A 13683-nucleotide genomic window follows, 5' to 3' on the forward strand; every position below is an offset into this window, starting at 1 on the left:
GCATCACCTCAGTCGAAGAGCTTCTGGCCATCGAACACGGGATCACCGCGCTGCATCCGACGGACATCGGCCAGCATGCACTGGATCACCCGCCAGGCGATCAGCAGGAAGCCCATGGGAATGGCGGCGAGAAACAGCGCCTGGGACACCCGCAGGCCCGGCGTCACCGATCCGAACTGGATGGACGTCAGGACCGGTGCGACAGACAGGTAGAGCGCCCATACGGCCAGTACCAGCGTGCACACGTCGGTGATCCACCATCCCAATCGCTTCATCCTTGGGCCGCCCAGATTGATCAAGACGTCGATGCGAATATGGGCACGGTCACGCACCGCCGCCGCTGCGGCCAGCCAAGCAAGATAGATGAAGGCATAGCGGGCCAGCTCTTCGCCCCACACCGAGGAGTAGTTGAGGACAAAGCGGCGGATGACTTCCACCGCGATAGTCAGGATGATCAGCGCATAAAAGGTCAGCAGCAGCCAGCGCTCGGTGCGCCGATCAACGGCATCCCAGCGCAGTCTGAGCGCGTGCCAGCGGTTGTCCTTAGGCGTTGCTGTCGACGTAATAGCCATTTGACACCTCCGCAGCTTCCAGCAATGAATCAAAGGCCTCCAGTGAACCGGCCAGCTCGCGCTTGGTCGCATCCCAGGCCGCCAGCTGGTGGCCACACTTCTCCTTCCACTGGCTGCGCTCATCCTCATCCGGGATATAGACCTCCACTCCCGCCTGGCGCATCTGGTCGTAGGCATAGGCTCGCGCCGCCGGCACCTTGGCCAGATTCTCGCGGAAGGTCACATCGGCTGCCGCCAGCACGCTTTCCTGCAGTGCCGCATCCAGCCCATCGAACCAGGCCTTGTTGCAGGTATAGACCTGGGCGTCGGGTACCGACTGGATAGTGGAGATGCTCGACAGCACATCGGTAAACCCGAATACCAGCAATGCCTGCACGCTGGGATCCAGGGCATCGGCCACGCCCTGCTTGATGGCAGAGGAGGTTTCGCCCCAGGCCACCGGCGTGGGGTTGGCACCGGCCAGACGATAGACCTGCTGAAGAATCTGGGAAGACGGCACGCGGAACTTGATACCGGCAATGTCGTCGGGTACGCGCACGGGACCGTCGAGCAAGCCCTCACGCACGGCAACGGTGCGCGGGTCGATACAGATGTACGACAGCACCTTGAAACCGCGCTCCTCCACCTTGTGATGGACCACCTCACGCCATGCATCAGAAGTGACCAGGTTGACCAGCCGCTGGTTGTCACCGCACCAGTAGGGGATATTGATCAGGTCGACCTCGGGGGCAAAGGCTGAGAGGTTGGACAGCGAATGCTGGGCCATGGCGATGGTGCCATTCTGGACCTTGGTGATCAGACCTCCCCCGGCGCCCAGCTGACCACCGGGCGCCAACTTCACGTACAGGCGACCGCCGGAGAAGTTCTGCAGGTTCTCCTTGAAGTTGAGTTGCATGATGGGATACGCCCGGGATGCCCCCAGCGTGTAGCCGGTGGCCATGACCAGGGTCATCTCCGCGGCAGATTCCCGCTCGGACTCTTCCTTGGCGGTGGCCGCCATGGCGCGCTCGGAGAACAGTGTTCCTCCCACCGCGCCGATAATGGCAGCAGTGAAGCCGAAACGCGCAACGCTGCCCAGGAAGTGGCGTCGTTCCGGCTGGCTGGGCGCTCCGTCGGCCGTGGTGTCGAAGTGGCGTGCAAGCATGATTATTGTCCTTGTTGTTGTGCGGTAGACGTCGCCTCCGCCTCCGCCTTCATGCCAGCCTCGAACTTGAGGCAGGCCGATACGAAGGTGGCGGTGGCAGCAGCGAGCAGAATGCCCTCCTCCGCCGCCCCCATGGTCCATAGGCCCGGCAGATAGCGTTGGATGGCAACGTTGATGAAGAACGCGGCGAATAAAAGAATGGCTAGCCAAAGCAGTGGCTTGGCAGCAGATGACGACCTGGACATAAGAGGCGGCTCCGGTCTTTCGTTGGCGTTGTGTCGAGTGTTGGCCAGCGCTCCAAACGACGTCAGCAGCCATGGACACTCGGTGCTACACTTTGGTCAGATTATTTTTGTAAGCGCTTACAAAGCGTACTACTCAAGGTAGATTCCTCTATAGGACCTGTCCAGCAAAAAGTCCTCTATAGGACTAAAGGCCAAACCGGCTATACCACCGAGCGAGGACACCAGATGAGTGAGCGCCAGCGAAGAACCCTACTGGAAGACGTCGCCCGGGAAGCCGGCGTGTCCACCGCGTCGGTATCGCGCGTGCTCAACCAGGCCCCCCACGTCAGCGAGCGACTCAAGGCCAAGGTCGAGTCTGCAGTGGCTCGGCTGGGTTACGTGCCGGATGGCTCGGCCCGGGCACTGGCATCGCGGCGCATAGGGGCAATCGGCGCGCTGGTGCCCACGCTCGACAACCCGATCTTCGGCACCATGGCCGACAACCTCGAGCGCCAGCTCAAGGGACATGACTGTCGCCTTTTGCTGGCGACCTATCGTTACGACCTGGATGACGAGCTGCAGGCACTGCGCACGCTGGTCCAGCATGGGGTCGACGGTATCGTGCTGATTGGCCACGAGCATCACGATCAGACATATGCACTGCTACAGCAACGACAACTGCCCTTCGTGACCTCCTGGCAGACCTCTACCACGGCCCAGGGGCCATGTATCGGCTTCGATAATGCCGCAGCCGCCCGCCAGCTGGTCCAGCATCTGCTTGGCCTGGGCCACCGACGCTTTGGCATTATCACGGCCCCCTTCGGCCAGAACGACCGCGCCAGGGCACGTCTTCAGGGGTTTACCGACACCCTGACCGCTGCGGGATGCCCGGCACCTCAGATAGAGGTCGTGGACTATGGCATTGCTGAGGGCGCGGCGGCCTGCGCGCGTCTGCTGACGTCCGACCGCCCACCCAGCGCTCTGCTGTGTGGCAATGACACCCTGGCGTTAGGGGCCTTGCTGGAAGCACAGCGCCGTGGTGTCAGGGTGCCCGATGCCCTCTCCATCACCGGCTTTGATGACCTGCCCCAGGCGGCGTTCATGACGCCCGCCTTGACCACCGTCTCGGTTCCCGCCAAGGACATCGGCATCCAGGCGGCCGATGCGCTGATGGGGTGGATACGCCACGGACATCGACCAGCGGATATCACCCTGGAGGCGCAGGTGAAGCTGCGCCAATCGACGGGGCCTGTTCCTGACTAGTACATCCCTAGCCCCCGGAGAAGCTCCTGGCGATGTCTGAAAGCTCTGCCACCAACCCGGCGGGCAAGGAAATGCGGTCTCCACCCTGCTGCCGAAGCTGGCGGCGGCGGTCACCTGGCAAGCGCACCCCCGGCTGGTCGAGCATCGCCGCAAACAGGGTTTCACAACGCGACAGCACGTTGGGCGCAAAGCGAGCCGCATCGAACAGCAGAATCAGGTGGCCCACTTCGGGGGGCTCACCTTCGGCTTCAAAGAACGACCCCGCCTCAAACCCGAAGCGACTGCCGGAAAGGCCCGCGCAGAGCAGTTCGACCATCATCGCCAGCGCTGCACCCTTGGCATCTCCGGCGGGCACCATGCTGCCCTGAATGGCCAGGTCCGGGTCCGTGGTCGGCAGGCCATCGGGCCCGACCGCCCAGCCCTCGGGGATAGGTTGCCCGGCCTTGCGGGCCAGCATGACCTTGCCTCTGGCCACCTTGGACAGGGACAGGTCGAGCACCATCGGTGGGCCAGAGCATCGCGGACAGGCGAAGGCGATCGGGTTGGTGCCAAACAGTGGCTTGTGACCGCCCCAGGGCGCCATGGCCGAAGGTGCGTTGCTGAAGGCCAGTGCCATGAAGCCGTCCATGGCAGCGCTCTCCACCGGAGCGCCAGCGACACCGAAATGGTGTGAGCGTCCAACGGAGACAGCGCAGACACCCAACTCGGCAGCCACCTTCTGGCCTTCTTCAAGGCCGCGAGCCACCGCAGGAAAGGCGAGCCCCTGATCAGCATCTACCCGCACGACGGCCCCGTCTCGCGTCACCCGGGGCACCGCCCTGGCGTTGACCTTGCCGGTGGCGGCTTGATCGAGATAGAACGGCAGTCGCGACAGGCCGTGAGACGGCAAGCCGTCGCGCTCGGCGTCCAGCAATGCTGTTACCGTCAGCGTCGCCTCGCGCTCGGCAAAGCCTCTGGCCAGCATTGCCTGCATGGCGAGGTGGCCGGCCTGCTCCCGGCTCAGCGCGGTGGTCTGCGGCAGCGCTCCCTCGCTGGGTTGTTCAGCTTGCTTCATGACACCTCCTCAGACGTCAGCATGATGGCCACGTTCTCTGCCGTCATCTGACTGATACGCTGATTGGATTCCTCCGTCACTCCGGCAATGTGCGGTGTCAGGATCAGGTTGGGCGCCCCCTCCAGCACCGACCCCGCCGCCAGAGGTTCCTGTTCGAAGACGTCCAGCATGGCGCCCGCCAGATGACCGCTCGTCAGCGCTTCCGCCAGGGCAGCTTCGTCGACCACGCCACCCCGCGCCGCATTGATCAGCACGGACTGGGGTTTCATGCAGAAAAGCCGCTCGCGATCCAGCAGGTGGCGCGTCTGATCCACCAGCGGTACATGCAGACTGAGCACATCGGCACGCCCGAGCAGATCGTTCAGCGTTTCGCACCGATCTATCGTCTGCCACACGGGGTCACTGGCCGGCACATGCGGATCGTAAGCCTGTACCTGCATGCCCAATCCCATGGCGAGTCGAGCGGTCGCCCGGGCAATCACTCCAAGCCCGACCAACCCCATGACTGCGCCCTTCACCTCGCAGCCCATCAGTGCCTGACGGGGCCACTGGCCTTGCAGCATCGCCTCAGTGGACGCGTACGCCCGGCGTCTCAACATCAAGGCGCCGGTCACCACGTACTCGGCCACCGAATCGGCGTTTCCGCCCTGAGCGGGCTTGACCTCGATCCCGCGCCTTGCGCACTCGTCCAGGGCGATGTTGTCGAGTCCCACCCCGAGGCGTCCCACCACCTTGAGATGGGGGGCTGCCGCCAGCAGCGCACTATCCACCTGGGTGCGGTTGCGAACGATCAGCGCCTCGCACTGGCTGACGGCTTCCCGCAGTTGCTCGGGCTGATCCACCAGCTGAGGGTCCATCACCACGTCATGCTGTTGAGCGAGCCAGGCCACCGCCCGCTCGTCCATGAACTCCGAAATCACGATCCTGGCCATGACGATCTTCTCCTTGTTGCCTGCCCCCCCCTGCTGCGGACATCTCGCCCGCCACAGGGGACGACAGGGTGTGGGTGGGGTCATGCCGCAAGCCAGCGTCCCGTAGGTAGCGGCACGTTGAGTACCACGGCGAAGAGCACGTAGAAGAACGCCACCAGCAGACAGCCGGCCAACAGGTGTCCGGCCAAGCGCTTGCGCGTCCATTGCTGATACTGCGCTACCGCCATCAAGGCCACGAAGCTGCCAAGGCCGGTCAGCACAAACCCGAGCCATGGCAGAGCCAGGGCCCACACCGACATGACCCCGACCAGCGCCAGGCGTCGAGGCCTGGAACCTCCCCCCGCCGGGCTTCCCGCGATCACCCCGCGCAGCAGTAGCTGCGCCAGCCGCAGTGCTGCGGCTACCATCACCCCTGCGGAGATGACCGCAGGAAACACTGCGCCCAACTGGCTCATCTGGCGGGTTTCCCACAGGCAAAGGCCAGCGCCCACCATAAACAGCACGGGCAACAGCACCTCACTGGCGCGAGAGCGGGCGGCCGGTACGGCACGCATCGACTTGTCAGCCGTCATGACGACACCTCCTCGTTAAGGCTGTTGTTGCCTTGCCGCTTGGCGACGCGGCGCGCCTTGACCAACGGGTAGAAGACGCTCAACAGCGATAGCGCGATGATGGTCAGGCTGATCGGCCCTCCGAAGAAGGTGCCGACCACGGAGCCGCTGGCACGTCCCATCAAAAACCCCTGGACAAATCCCTGCTCGGCGATGGGGCCCAGAATCAGTCCCAGCACAATGGGTGAGGGCCGAAAGCCATAGCGGTTCAGCACCCACCCCACCACGCCCAGGCAAAGCATGATCATGACGTCGCTGGCGCTGTTGCGTATGGCGTAGGTCCCGATCACCGTCATGAAGGCAATGGTGGGTACCAGCAGCGCCTTGGGAATGGCGATGATCGACTTGAAGGCGTAGCGCCCGATCAACAGGCCCAATGGCAGCAACAGGCAGGTCGCCAGGAACAGCCCCGCCACAAAGGTGTAGGTGATGCCGGCGTTGGTGGTGAACAGCTCCGGCCCGGTACGAAATCCCTGCACCAGCAAGGCCCCCAGGATCACCGCATCCGGCGGCGTGCCGGGAATGCCCAGAACCAGCGTAGGAATGAACCCTCCGCCCACGGTGGCATTGTTGGCAGACTCGGTCGCCAGCACGCCCTGTGGGTTGCCCTTGCCGAAGGAGCCTGGGTCCTTGGCCACGCGACGCGCCTCGGAGTAGGACACCAGACTGGCGATGGAGCCACCGGCACCAGGCAGGATCGCCACGCCGGTGCCGATGGTCGCAGAGCGCAGCAGGTTCCACTTGCCCCTGATCGCCTCACCCAGGCCCTCGCGGAAGCGTACGCCGCGGGATGCGTCGTCGACTTTGAGGTGAGCCGCTGGGGTCGCCACCAGGTCGATCAGTACCGGAATACAGTAGAGTCCGATCAGCGCCGACACGGTCTCGATGCCGCCGAGCAACACCGGCATCCCGTAGGTGTAGCGGATATCACCACCAATCACCGCGACGCCGACCGTGGACAGCAATAGTCCCAGGCCAGCCCCCATGAAGCCCTTCAGGGTCGAGTCCTCGGACAGCGCAGAGATCAGGGTGAGCCCGAAGATCGCCAGCCAGAAATACTCGACCGGGCCAAAGCTGAGAGCCACCTGGGCCAGCAAGGGGGCCAGCAGCAATAGCGCCAGCACCCCCACCAGCCCCCCCACCACCGAGGCAATGGTCGACAGCGTGACGGCCAGATCACCATCACCCCGCTGCGCCATGGGGTAGCCGTCGAAAGTGGTGGCAATCGCCGAGGGTGTCCCAGGCGTGTTCACCAGAATGGCGGAATAGGAGCCGCCGTAGATGGCGCCGGTATAGATGGCACCCAGCATGATCAGCGCGGACTCAGGTGCCATGCCGAAGGTGACAGGGACCAGCACGGCCACCGCCATGGTGGCAGATAGCCCCGGCAGCGCGCCGATCACGATGCCGGCGGTGACGCCCAGCAAGGCCAGCGCAAGATTCAGCGGCGACAGCGCGCCGAGAGCATGAGTGATGAGCTCCATGATCGTAACCTCAATCGATCAAGCCGAGTTCTCGTGCACTGGTCTCGTACTGGGCGCTCTGTTCCACCAGAAAATCCGCTACCTCATCATTGCCGACGTCCAGCAGGACGAACCCCAGATCCTCCATTTCCTGGCGGAACTGCGGGTTCTGATTGATCTCGCCGAAGATCTGCGACAGCTTGGCCGTGACCGCGTCGGGGGTGCCAGCAGGCACCGCCATGCCACGATAGGCACCGCCTACCATGTCGTAGCCCAGTTCCTGAAAGGTCGGAACATCGGGGAACAGCGGATGCCGCTCGTCGGCCGCGACCGCCAGCATGCGCACCTTGTCCTGATGATTGGCGGCGACCGTGGTGTAGCCCCATTCCGCCTGCACCTGGCCACCGAGCAGCGCGGTGACCGCAGCGCCGGTGCCCTTGAAGGGAATATAGGTGGTGGTCACGTCCGCCAGCTGCTGAAAACGCGTATTGGCCACGTCATTGGCGCTGTAGGTGCCGCTGCCCGAAAAGGTCACGGCGCCAGGGGCCTGGCGCGCCGCTTCGACCAGCTCTTCAAGGGTCTGATAAGGGCTGTCGGCATTGACCAGAATGGCATCCGGCGAATAGTGGAAGAAGGTGAAGTTATGGATGTCCTGGGTAGCGAATCCAGCATCCTTGCCCATGGGTTTGAGCACAATATGGGGCAGGTTGGTCCCCATGATGGTATAGCCATCGGCAGACATGTCATTGAGCTGCGACCAGCCGACCGCTCCGCCGCCTCCGGGCATGTACTGGATGACCAGTTGCTCGCCGGTCAGCTCCTGAAAGTACTTTTGCTGCAGGCGGGCGCTGATATCGGACTCGCCCCCGGGACCAAAGGGAATGACATACTGGATATCCTTCGACGGAAAGTCCTCGGCTTCCGCCATCGCCAGCGGAGCGACAAGGGAGGATGCTGCCAGCATCGCAGTCAGTGTGAAGGTAGTGGAAAGGCGCATGACGTGACTCCTGATATTGTCGTTATGGGGTGGTCAGGATCTAAGTGGCGAGCCCACATCGCTCGCCGTTCTTGCACAACTTTCTTTTCCAAACGCGTCGAACCTCCCGACTACTGCCGGGAGGACCTTGCACTAGCAGTGTCGCGGTCTCAGGCGCTTTCGTAGAGACGCGTCAACACGAACTCCCGATGACCCAGCGCTTCGGCGGCGGTATGTCGGCCGTTGGCCGTGCGCACCATCATCTCGAGCAGCTGATCACCCGCTTCTTCCATGTTGATCTCGCGCTTGAGGATGGAGGACACATCCACGTCGATATGCTCGCTCATGGTGCGCACCGTGCGCGGGTTGGCGCAGATCTTGACGACCGGCAGGATGGGATTGCCGATCACGTTGCCCTGGCCGGTCGGGAAGAAGTGAACAACGTAACCAGCAGCCGCGCACAGCGTGACCATTTCGGCGGCCGCGGACGAAGAATCCATGAACCATAGCCCCGGCTTGTCCGGGGTCTCGGCCTTGTCGAGCACACCATCGACCTTGCAGCGACGACCGATCTTCTGAATGTTGCCCAGCGCCTTCTCTTCGATAGTGGTCAGGCCGCCCTCGATGTTGCCCTTGGTCGGCTGGGACTCAGACAGGTCACTGGTCTTGTGACGATCAATCATGGCGCTGTAGCGATCGAACATGGCCTGGAACTGCTGGCGTACTTCCGGCGTTGCGCAGCGCTCGGCCACCAGGTGTTCACCACCAGTCAGCTCTGACGTTTCACCGAACACCAAGGTGCAGCCCGCGTCATACAGCTTGTCGAACGCATCACCGACGGTAGGGTTGGCACCGCAGCCGGAGGTGGTGTCCGATTCGCCGCACTTGGTGGACACCCACAGCTCGCTGATGTCGCACTCTTCACGCTGGATCTCGCTGGCGTACTGGACGAATTCCTTGGCCTTCTTGGAGGCGGCGCAGATGGTGTTGTGATCGCCATTCTGCTCGATCCAGAAGCCCTCGACCGGCTTGCCGGTGGTCTTGATGCCATCCACCACCTTGTTGGTCCAGCCCGGCTCGATGCCGATGACGATCACCGCTGCCACGTTGGGGTTGCAGCCTGTACCAATCAGCGTGCGAAAGTGGAGATCCAGGTCAGCACCGAACTGCAGTCGGCCATAAGGGTGCGGCAGCGCCAGCGCGCCCTTGATGTTATTGGCCACGGCCTCGGCGGCAGCGTTGGAAATATCATCCACCGGCAGCACGATCACGTGGTTACGTACGCCCACCCGGCCATTCTCGCGACGATATCCCTGAAACTTGCGTCCCTTGATTTCCATGCTTACCACCTCTTGGTTTTGACGTTGTGGACGTGAAGGTGCTCACCCTGCTTGATCGGCTTGACCACCCGACCGATGTCCACCCCGTACTTGATCACGGTGTCGCCCTCGGCCAGATCTCGCGTGGCCAGCTTGTGGCCAATTGGAATGTCATTGCTGACGGCAAAGGTCACGGTCTGGTCCTGGTGCATCACCCAGCCGGTCAGGGTTTGCCCTGCCTTGATTCCCTCCACCACCACGACCCCGACGCTGTCGTCGGCATCGTGAACCACAAAATCGATGCTCATGCTGTGCTCTCCTGAACGAATGTTATTGACGTTGTGATATCGCCAGCTGACCGGACGGCCTGATCATGGCCGGGTGGTCTCGGGCGACGCTTGCCGCCCTCACAACTCATGTATAGGACATAGGATATAGTACAGTCAAGTATCATCTACAGGTGGCCACCGCTATACTGTCCAGCAAGCACCGGACCTCGCGGAACGAAGAAAGGACATCCGATGGAACAACCCAACCTCAGCTATCGCCCGCTCTATCAGCAGATCAAGGACGTCCTGCTGCAACGCATCGTGTCCGGCGAATGGGCGCCCGGCACGTTTATTCCCAGCGAATCCGCGCTCGCCAACGAGTACAAGGTCAGCGTGGGCACACTACGCAAGGCACTGGACTCCCTGGCCAGCGACAATGTGGTCATTCGCTATCAGGGCAAGGGAACCGTGGTCGCCACCCACGATCAGGACAGCTCGCTATTTCGCTTCTTCCACCTCACACGACTGGACGGCACACGATCCCTACCGACGTCGCGAATCCTGATCAGAACGAAGCGCCAGGCAAGCGAACAAGAACGTGAGGCACTGGCACTCGCCCATGGCGCTGAGGTCATTCACATTCAACGGGTACGAGAGCTCGAAGGCACCCCCGCACTGCTTGAGGATGTGGTGGTATGTGCCGAGCGATTTGCCACGCTGGACAGCCATCCGGAAACCCTGCCCAACACGCTGTACCAGCTGTATCAGCAGCGCTTTGGCAGCAACGTAAGCCACGCCGAGGAGCGCCTGTTTGCGGTGGCGGCAAGCAAGGATGAGCAGACCCATCTGGGCATTGCGGAAGGAACACCGATTCTGGAGATTCGGCGCATTGCCAAGGATATTCAGGACCAGGCACTGGAATACCGCGTATCCCGTTGCGAGACACGCCATCACTGTTACTTCAATGAGTTGTAGAGTGGCTAACGGCAGCTAATGGGCGGGTCAGAAACAAAAAAAGGCCGGCATCATTGCCGGCCTTTTACGGTCTTGCTGCTTATGCCCCGAAAGGATTACGCAGGACGATGGTCTCGTTGCGATCCGGGCCGGTGGAGATGATGTCGATAGAGGTACCGACCTGCTCCTCGAGGAAGCTGATGTAAGCACGAGCAGCACTGGGCAGGTCTTCGACGCGCTTGACGCCGAGGGTGGACTCGCTCCAGCCGGGCAGGTCCTGGTAGACCGGTTCGACGGCCTCGTAGCCCTCGGAGTCCACCGGGTTATCGAGCACGTCGCCGTCCTTGCTGCGGTAGCCGACGCAGACACGGATGTTCTCGAGGCCATCGAGCACGTCCAGCTTGGTCAGGCAGATGCCGGAGACGGAGTTGATCTGTACCGCATGGCGCAGGGCCACGGCGTCAAACCAGCCGCAACGACGGGCACGACCGGTGGTCGCACCAAACTCGTGGCCCTTCTCGGCCAGGTGACGGCCATGCTCATCGAACAGCTCGGTCGGGAAAGGACCGGAACCCACGCGAGTCGTGTAGGCCTTGGTAATACCCAGCACGTAGTCCAGGTACAGCGGACCAACGCCGGAGCCGGTGGCCGTTCCACCCGCGGTGGTGTTGGAGCTGGTGACGTAGGGGTAGGTGCCGTGGTCGATGTCCAGCAGCGAGCCCTGGGCGCCCTCGAACAGGATGTTTTCGCCATCCTTGCGCAGGTCGTGAACCAGGCTGACGGTGTCGGCCACCATCGGACGCAGCTCTTCAGCCATCTGCATGGCGCTCTCGAGCGTCGCCTGGAAGTCCACCGGCTCTTCACCGTGATACTTGGTCAGCACGAAGTTGTGATAGTCCAGCACTTCGCCCAGCTTGGAGGCGAATCGCTCGCGGTGCAGCATATCACCCAGGCGCAGGCCGCGACGGGCAACCTTGTCTTCGTAGGCCGGACCAATGCCGCGACCGGTGGTGCCGATCTTGGCAATGCCGCGCGCTTTCTCGCGGGCCTGGTCAAGGCGCACATGGTAGTCGAGGATCAGCGGACAGGCTGGCGACAGGCGCAGACGCTCGCGCACGGGCACGCCCTTGCTCTCGAGCTCACGGATTTCCTTGATCAGCGCTTCAGGAGACAGCACCACGCCGTTGCCGATGACGCAGGTCTTGTCTTCGCGCAGAACGCCGGACGGAATCAGGTGGAGGACCGTTTTCTCACCGTCGATCACCAGCGTATGGCCGGCATTGTGACCGCCTTGAAAACGCACCACGGCGGAGGCAGATTCGGTCAGCAGGTCAACGACCTTGCCCTTGCCCTCATCGCCCCATTGGGTACCCAGTACGACTACGTTCTTGCCCATTGCTCTTCTCGTCTCTCTTGGTTGCGCCTTGGGGAAACACTGCACAGCTCGCGAATCGCGACTGGAGACAGCGTTTGCGTGGCGCCACTGTCGGTGTCAGCGCCAGACCCCGGCGCCCCGATTCGGCCTTCGTGAGAAGGCATCACCTTACTCTGGCGTTACGTGGTGAGGGGTTCTAGCACCCACTCCTGTCCTCTAGCGACCAGCTGCTCGCTGCAGTCGTGCCCTGGAGCACGCTGTCCCGGCAGGCCCTGGATCACACGGCGGCCCTGTCGCCTAAGCGTCTGTACCGCCTCGTCGAGCCCTGGAGCGCCCTCATCAGCAGGCGCCCACACGCTGTCTCCGGCCGGATCCTTGGTGGCCAGGGTAGCCAGCAGCTTGAGGTCCATGGAGAAGCCTGTCGCCGGACGGGCGCGGCCAAAGGCACGACCGGTATCGTCATAGCGACCGCCCTTGGCCAGTGCCTGACCATATCCCGGCACATACGCGGCAAACATCATGCCCGTGTGGTACTGATAGCCACGCAGCTCAGCCAGATCAAAGTAGCAGTCTACCTCGGGATGCTCGCGCTGCACGCCCTGGTACAGGTCATAGAGCTTGTCGAGGGCATCGTTGACGGCCTGCGGCGCCTCGGCAAAGGCTTCGCGGGCCTGATCGAGGACCTCGGGGCCGCCGTGCAGTTCGCCGAGGGTACGAAACATGGTGGCCAGCGCCGGATCGCTGACGGTGCGCGCGACCTCGGCTTCCAGCTGACCGGGTGACTTGAGCGCCAGGGCCGCGGAAATCGCATACTCCGCCTCCGCATCCAAGCCAGCCACTTCCACTAGATTACGGTAGATACCCACATGGCCCAGCGCCAGGTGAACTTCACCGGCACCCGAGGCCTCCAGGCTTTCCAGCGCCAGGCGCAGAATCTCGAGGTCAGCGGCCAGGCTGGCACTGCCGAACAGCTCGACACCAACCTGCACCGGGCTACGTCCGCCCTGATGCTTGTCGGCCTTGGCGCGCAGCACATTGGTGCAATAGCAAAGGCGTACCGGCCCCTCGCGTTTCAGCGAGTGCGCGTCGATCCGCGCGACCTGTGGCGTGACGTCCGCCGTCACCCCCATCATGCGGCCGGTGAGCTGGTCGGTAAGCTTGAAGGTCTGGAGATCCAGGTCCGTGCCGGTACCCGTCAACAGGGAGTCGAGAAACTCCACGGGAGGCGGCATCACCTGGTCGTAGCCCCAGAGATGAAAGAGGTCGAGCAGCGCCCGGCGCAGCTCCTCCATCCGGCTGGCCTGAGGAGGAAGCACCTCGTCCATGCCGTCGGGCAGAAGCCAGCGGTCAGCGATGGTCATGTCGATATCCTGCCTGGTCGATATCTTGCTGTGACGTTTTGCCTGTCCCGCACGCACGCCAAACCTCGCGCACAGATGAATTCCGGTGATTCGTCTTGGAACAAGAATCAAGGACTTCGGCGTGCAGGCGAACGCGTTGAACTCGGCGATGTCGGGGAATGTCGGC

At 62.8% G+C, this 13683-nt stretch carries 14 protein-coding genes; 2 read left to right on the plus strand and 12 right to left on the minus strand.

Annotated elements, in window-relative coordinates; translation table 11 throughout:
* Positions 1-8: 8 nt before the first annotated feature.
* Genes JF545_RS07505 through JF545_RS07515 form a run of 3 tightly spaced genes read right to left on the minus strand, consistent with a single transcriptional unit; the run spans position 9 to position 1961 of the window.
* Positions 9-572, minus strand: a complete 564-nt coding sequence (locus JF545_RS07505; RefSeq protein ID WP_206940923.1) for a TRAP transporter small permease — start codon at positions 570-572, stop codon at positions 9-11.
* Positions 544-1716: a TRAP transporter substrate-binding protein gene (locus JF545_RS07510; protein ID WP_206940924.1), complete on the minus strand. Its 1173-nt coding sequence runs from the start codon at positions 1714-1716 to the stop codon at positions 544-546. Before JF545_RS07510 ends, JF545_RS07505 begins: the two co-directional genes overlap by 29 nt.
* Positions 1717-1718: 2 nt before the next feature.
* Positions 1719-1961 carry a hypothetical protein gene (locus JF545_RS07515; RefSeq protein WP_206940926.1) on the minus strand — a complete coding sequence of 81 codons (243 nt, stop codon included), beginning with the start codon at positions 1959-1961 and terminating at the stop codon, positions 1719-1721.
* A gap of 225 nt (positions 1962-2186) precedes the next feature.
* Here JF545_RS07515 and JF545_RS07520 point away from each other — a divergent pair, with 225 nt between their 5' ends.
* Positions 2187-3203, plus strand: coding sequence for a LacI family DNA-binding transcriptional regulator (locus tag JF545_RS07520; RefSeq protein WP_206940928.1), 1017 nt, complete (start codon positions 2187-2189; stop codon positions 3201-3203).
* Between the two features lie 7 nt (positions 3204-3210).
* Here the strand turns inward: JF545_RS07520 and JF545_RS07525 are convergent, their stop codons facing one another.
* The 7 genes from JF545_RS07525 to JF545_RS07555 all read right to left on the minus strand — a co-directional run bounded on the left by JF545_RS07525 (position 3211) and on the right by JF545_RS07555 (position 9866).
* On the minus strand, positions 3211-4257 hold the full coding sequence (locus JF545_RS07525; RefSeq protein ID WP_206940930.1) for an Ldh family oxidoreductase: 1047 nt from the start codon (positions 4255-4257) through the stop codon (positions 3211-3213).
* Positions 4254-5189: a hydroxyacid dehydrogenase gene (locus JF545_RS07530; protein ID WP_206940932.1), complete on the minus strand. Its 936-nt coding sequence runs from the start codon at positions 5187-5189 to the stop codon at positions 4254-4256. Before JF545_RS07530 ends, JF545_RS07525 begins: the two co-directional genes overlap by 4 nt.
* A gap of 80 nt (positions 5190-5269) precedes the next feature.
* Positions 5270-5761: a tripartite tricarboxylate transporter TctB family protein gene (locus JF545_RS07535; protein WP_206940934.1), complete on the minus strand. Its 492-nt coding sequence runs from the start codon at positions 5759-5761 to the stop codon at positions 5270-5272.
* Positions 5758-7284 carry a tripartite tricarboxylate transporter permease gene (locus tag JF545_RS07540; RefSeq protein ID WP_206940936.1) on the minus strand — a complete coding sequence of 509 codons (1527 nt, stop codon included), beginning with the start codon at positions 7282-7284 and terminating at the stop codon, positions 5758-5760. Before JF545_RS07540 ends, JF545_RS07535 begins: the two co-directional genes overlap by 4 nt.
* Positions 7285-7294: 10 nt before the next feature.
* Positions 7295-8260, minus strand: coding sequence for a tripartite tricarboxylate transporter substrate binding protein (locus tag JF545_RS07545; protein WP_206940938.1), 966 nt, complete (start codon positions 8258-8260; stop codon positions 7295-7297).
* Positions 8261-8409: 149 nt separating this feature from the next.
* Complete coding sequence (locus JF545_RS07550) at positions 8410-9579, minus strand: UxaA family hydrolase (RefSeq protein WP_206940942.1); 1170 nt, start codon at positions 9577-9579, stop codon at positions 8410-8412.
* 2 nt (positions 9580-9581) lie between these two features.
* On the minus strand, positions 9582-9866 hold the full coding sequence (locus tag JF545_RS07555) for a UxaA family hydrolase (RefSeq protein ID WP_206940944.1): 285 nt from the start codon (positions 9864-9866) through the stop codon (positions 9582-9584).
* A gap of 213 nt (positions 9867-10079) precedes the next feature.
* Between JF545_RS07555 and JF545_RS07560 the strand changes: the two genes are divergently transcribed.
* Positions 10080-10802, plus strand: coding sequence for a GntR family transcriptional regulator (locus tag JF545_RS07560; protein ID WP_206940946.1), 723 nt, complete (start codon positions 10080-10082; stop codon positions 10800-10802).
* Between the two features lie 79 nt (positions 10803-10881).
* Here JF545_RS07560 and JF545_RS07565 read toward each other — a convergent pair whose 3' ends face one another.
* Together JF545_RS07565 and JF545_RS07570 are read right to left on the minus strand one after the other, a co-directional pair.
* Positions 10882-12177, minus strand: coding sequence for an adenylosuccinate synthase (locus JF545_RS07565; RefSeq protein WP_206940948.1), 1296 nt, complete (start codon positions 12175-12177; stop codon positions 10882-10884).
* 158 nt (positions 12178-12335) lie between these two features.
* Positions 12336-13517: an ATP phosphoribosyltransferase regulatory subunit gene (locus tag JF545_RS07570; protein WP_206940950.1), complete on the minus strand. Its 1182-nt coding sequence runs from the start codon at positions 13515-13517 to the stop codon at positions 12336-12338.
* Positions 13518-13683 lie beyond the last annotated feature (166 nt).

The sequence above is a fragment of the Halomonas litopenaei genome (assembly GCF_017303055.1).
In the GTDB taxonomy this organism is placed as follows: domain Bacteria; phylum Pseudomonadota; class Gammaproteobacteria; order Pseudomonadales; family Halomonadaceae; genus Halomonas; species Halomonas litopenaei_A.

What these genes read in the sequence shown, in the direction of transcription:
- JF545_RS07555 (WP_206940944.1), bottom strand. Translation starts at nt 9,866, where the DNA reads ATGAGCATCGATTTTGTGGTTCACGATGCCGACGACAGCGTCGGGGTC.
- JF545_RS07560 (WP_206940946.1), top strand. Translation starts at nt 10,080, where the DNA reads ATGGAACAACCCAACCTCAGCTATCGCCCGCTCTATCAGCAGATCAAG.
- JF545_RS07540 (WP_206940936.1), bottom strand. Translation starts at nt 7,284, where the DNA reads ATGGAGCTCATCACTCATGCTCTCGGCGCGCTGTCGCCGCTGAATCTT.
- JF545_RS07565 (WP_206940948.1), bottom strand. Translation starts at nt 12,177, where the DNA reads ATGGGCAAGAACGTAGTCGTACTGGGTACCCAATGGGGCGATGAGGGC.
- JF545_RS07570 (WP_206940950.1), bottom strand. Translation starts at nt 13,517, where the DNA reads ATGACCATCGCTGACCGCTGGCTTCTGCCCGACGGCATGGACGAGGTG.
- JF545_RS07550 (WP_206940942.1), bottom strand. Translation starts at nt 9,579, where the DNA reads ATGGAAATCAAGGGACGCAAGTTTCAGGGATATCGTCGCGAGAATGGC.
- JF545_RS07525 (WP_206940930.1), bottom strand. Translation starts at nt 4,257, where the DNA reads ATGAAGCAAGCTGAACAACCCAGCGAGGGAGCGCTGCCGCAGACCACC.
- JF545_RS07520 (WP_206940928.1), top strand. Translation starts at nt 2,187, where the DNA reads ATGAGTGAGCGCCAGCGAAGAACCCTACTGGAAGACGTCGCCCGGGAA.
- JF545_RS07515 (WP_206940926.1), bottom strand. Translation starts at nt 1,961, where the DNA reads ATGTCCAGGTCGTCATCTGCTGCCAAGCCACTGCTTTGGCTAGCCATT.
- JF545_RS07535 (WP_206940934.1), bottom strand. Translation starts at nt 5,761, where the DNA reads ATGACGGCTGACAAGTCGATGCGTGCCGTACCGGCCGCCCGCTCTCGC.
- JF545_RS07510 (WP_206940924.1), bottom strand. Translation starts at nt 1,716, where the DNA reads ATGCTTGCACGCCACTTCGACACCACGGCCGACGGAGCGCCCAGCCAG.
- JF545_RS07545 (WP_206940938.1), bottom strand. Translation starts at nt 8,260, where the DNA reads ATGCGCCTTTCCACTACCTTCACACTGACTGCGATGCTGGCAGCATCC.
- JF545_RS07530 (WP_206940932.1), bottom strand. Translation starts at nt 5,189, where the DNA reads ATGGCCAGGATCGTGATTTCGGAGTTCATGGACGAGCGGGCGGTGGCC.
- JF545_RS07505 (WP_206940923.1), bottom strand. Translation starts at nt 572, where the DNA reads ATGGCTATTACGTCGACAGCAACGCCTAAGGACAACCGCTGGCACGCG.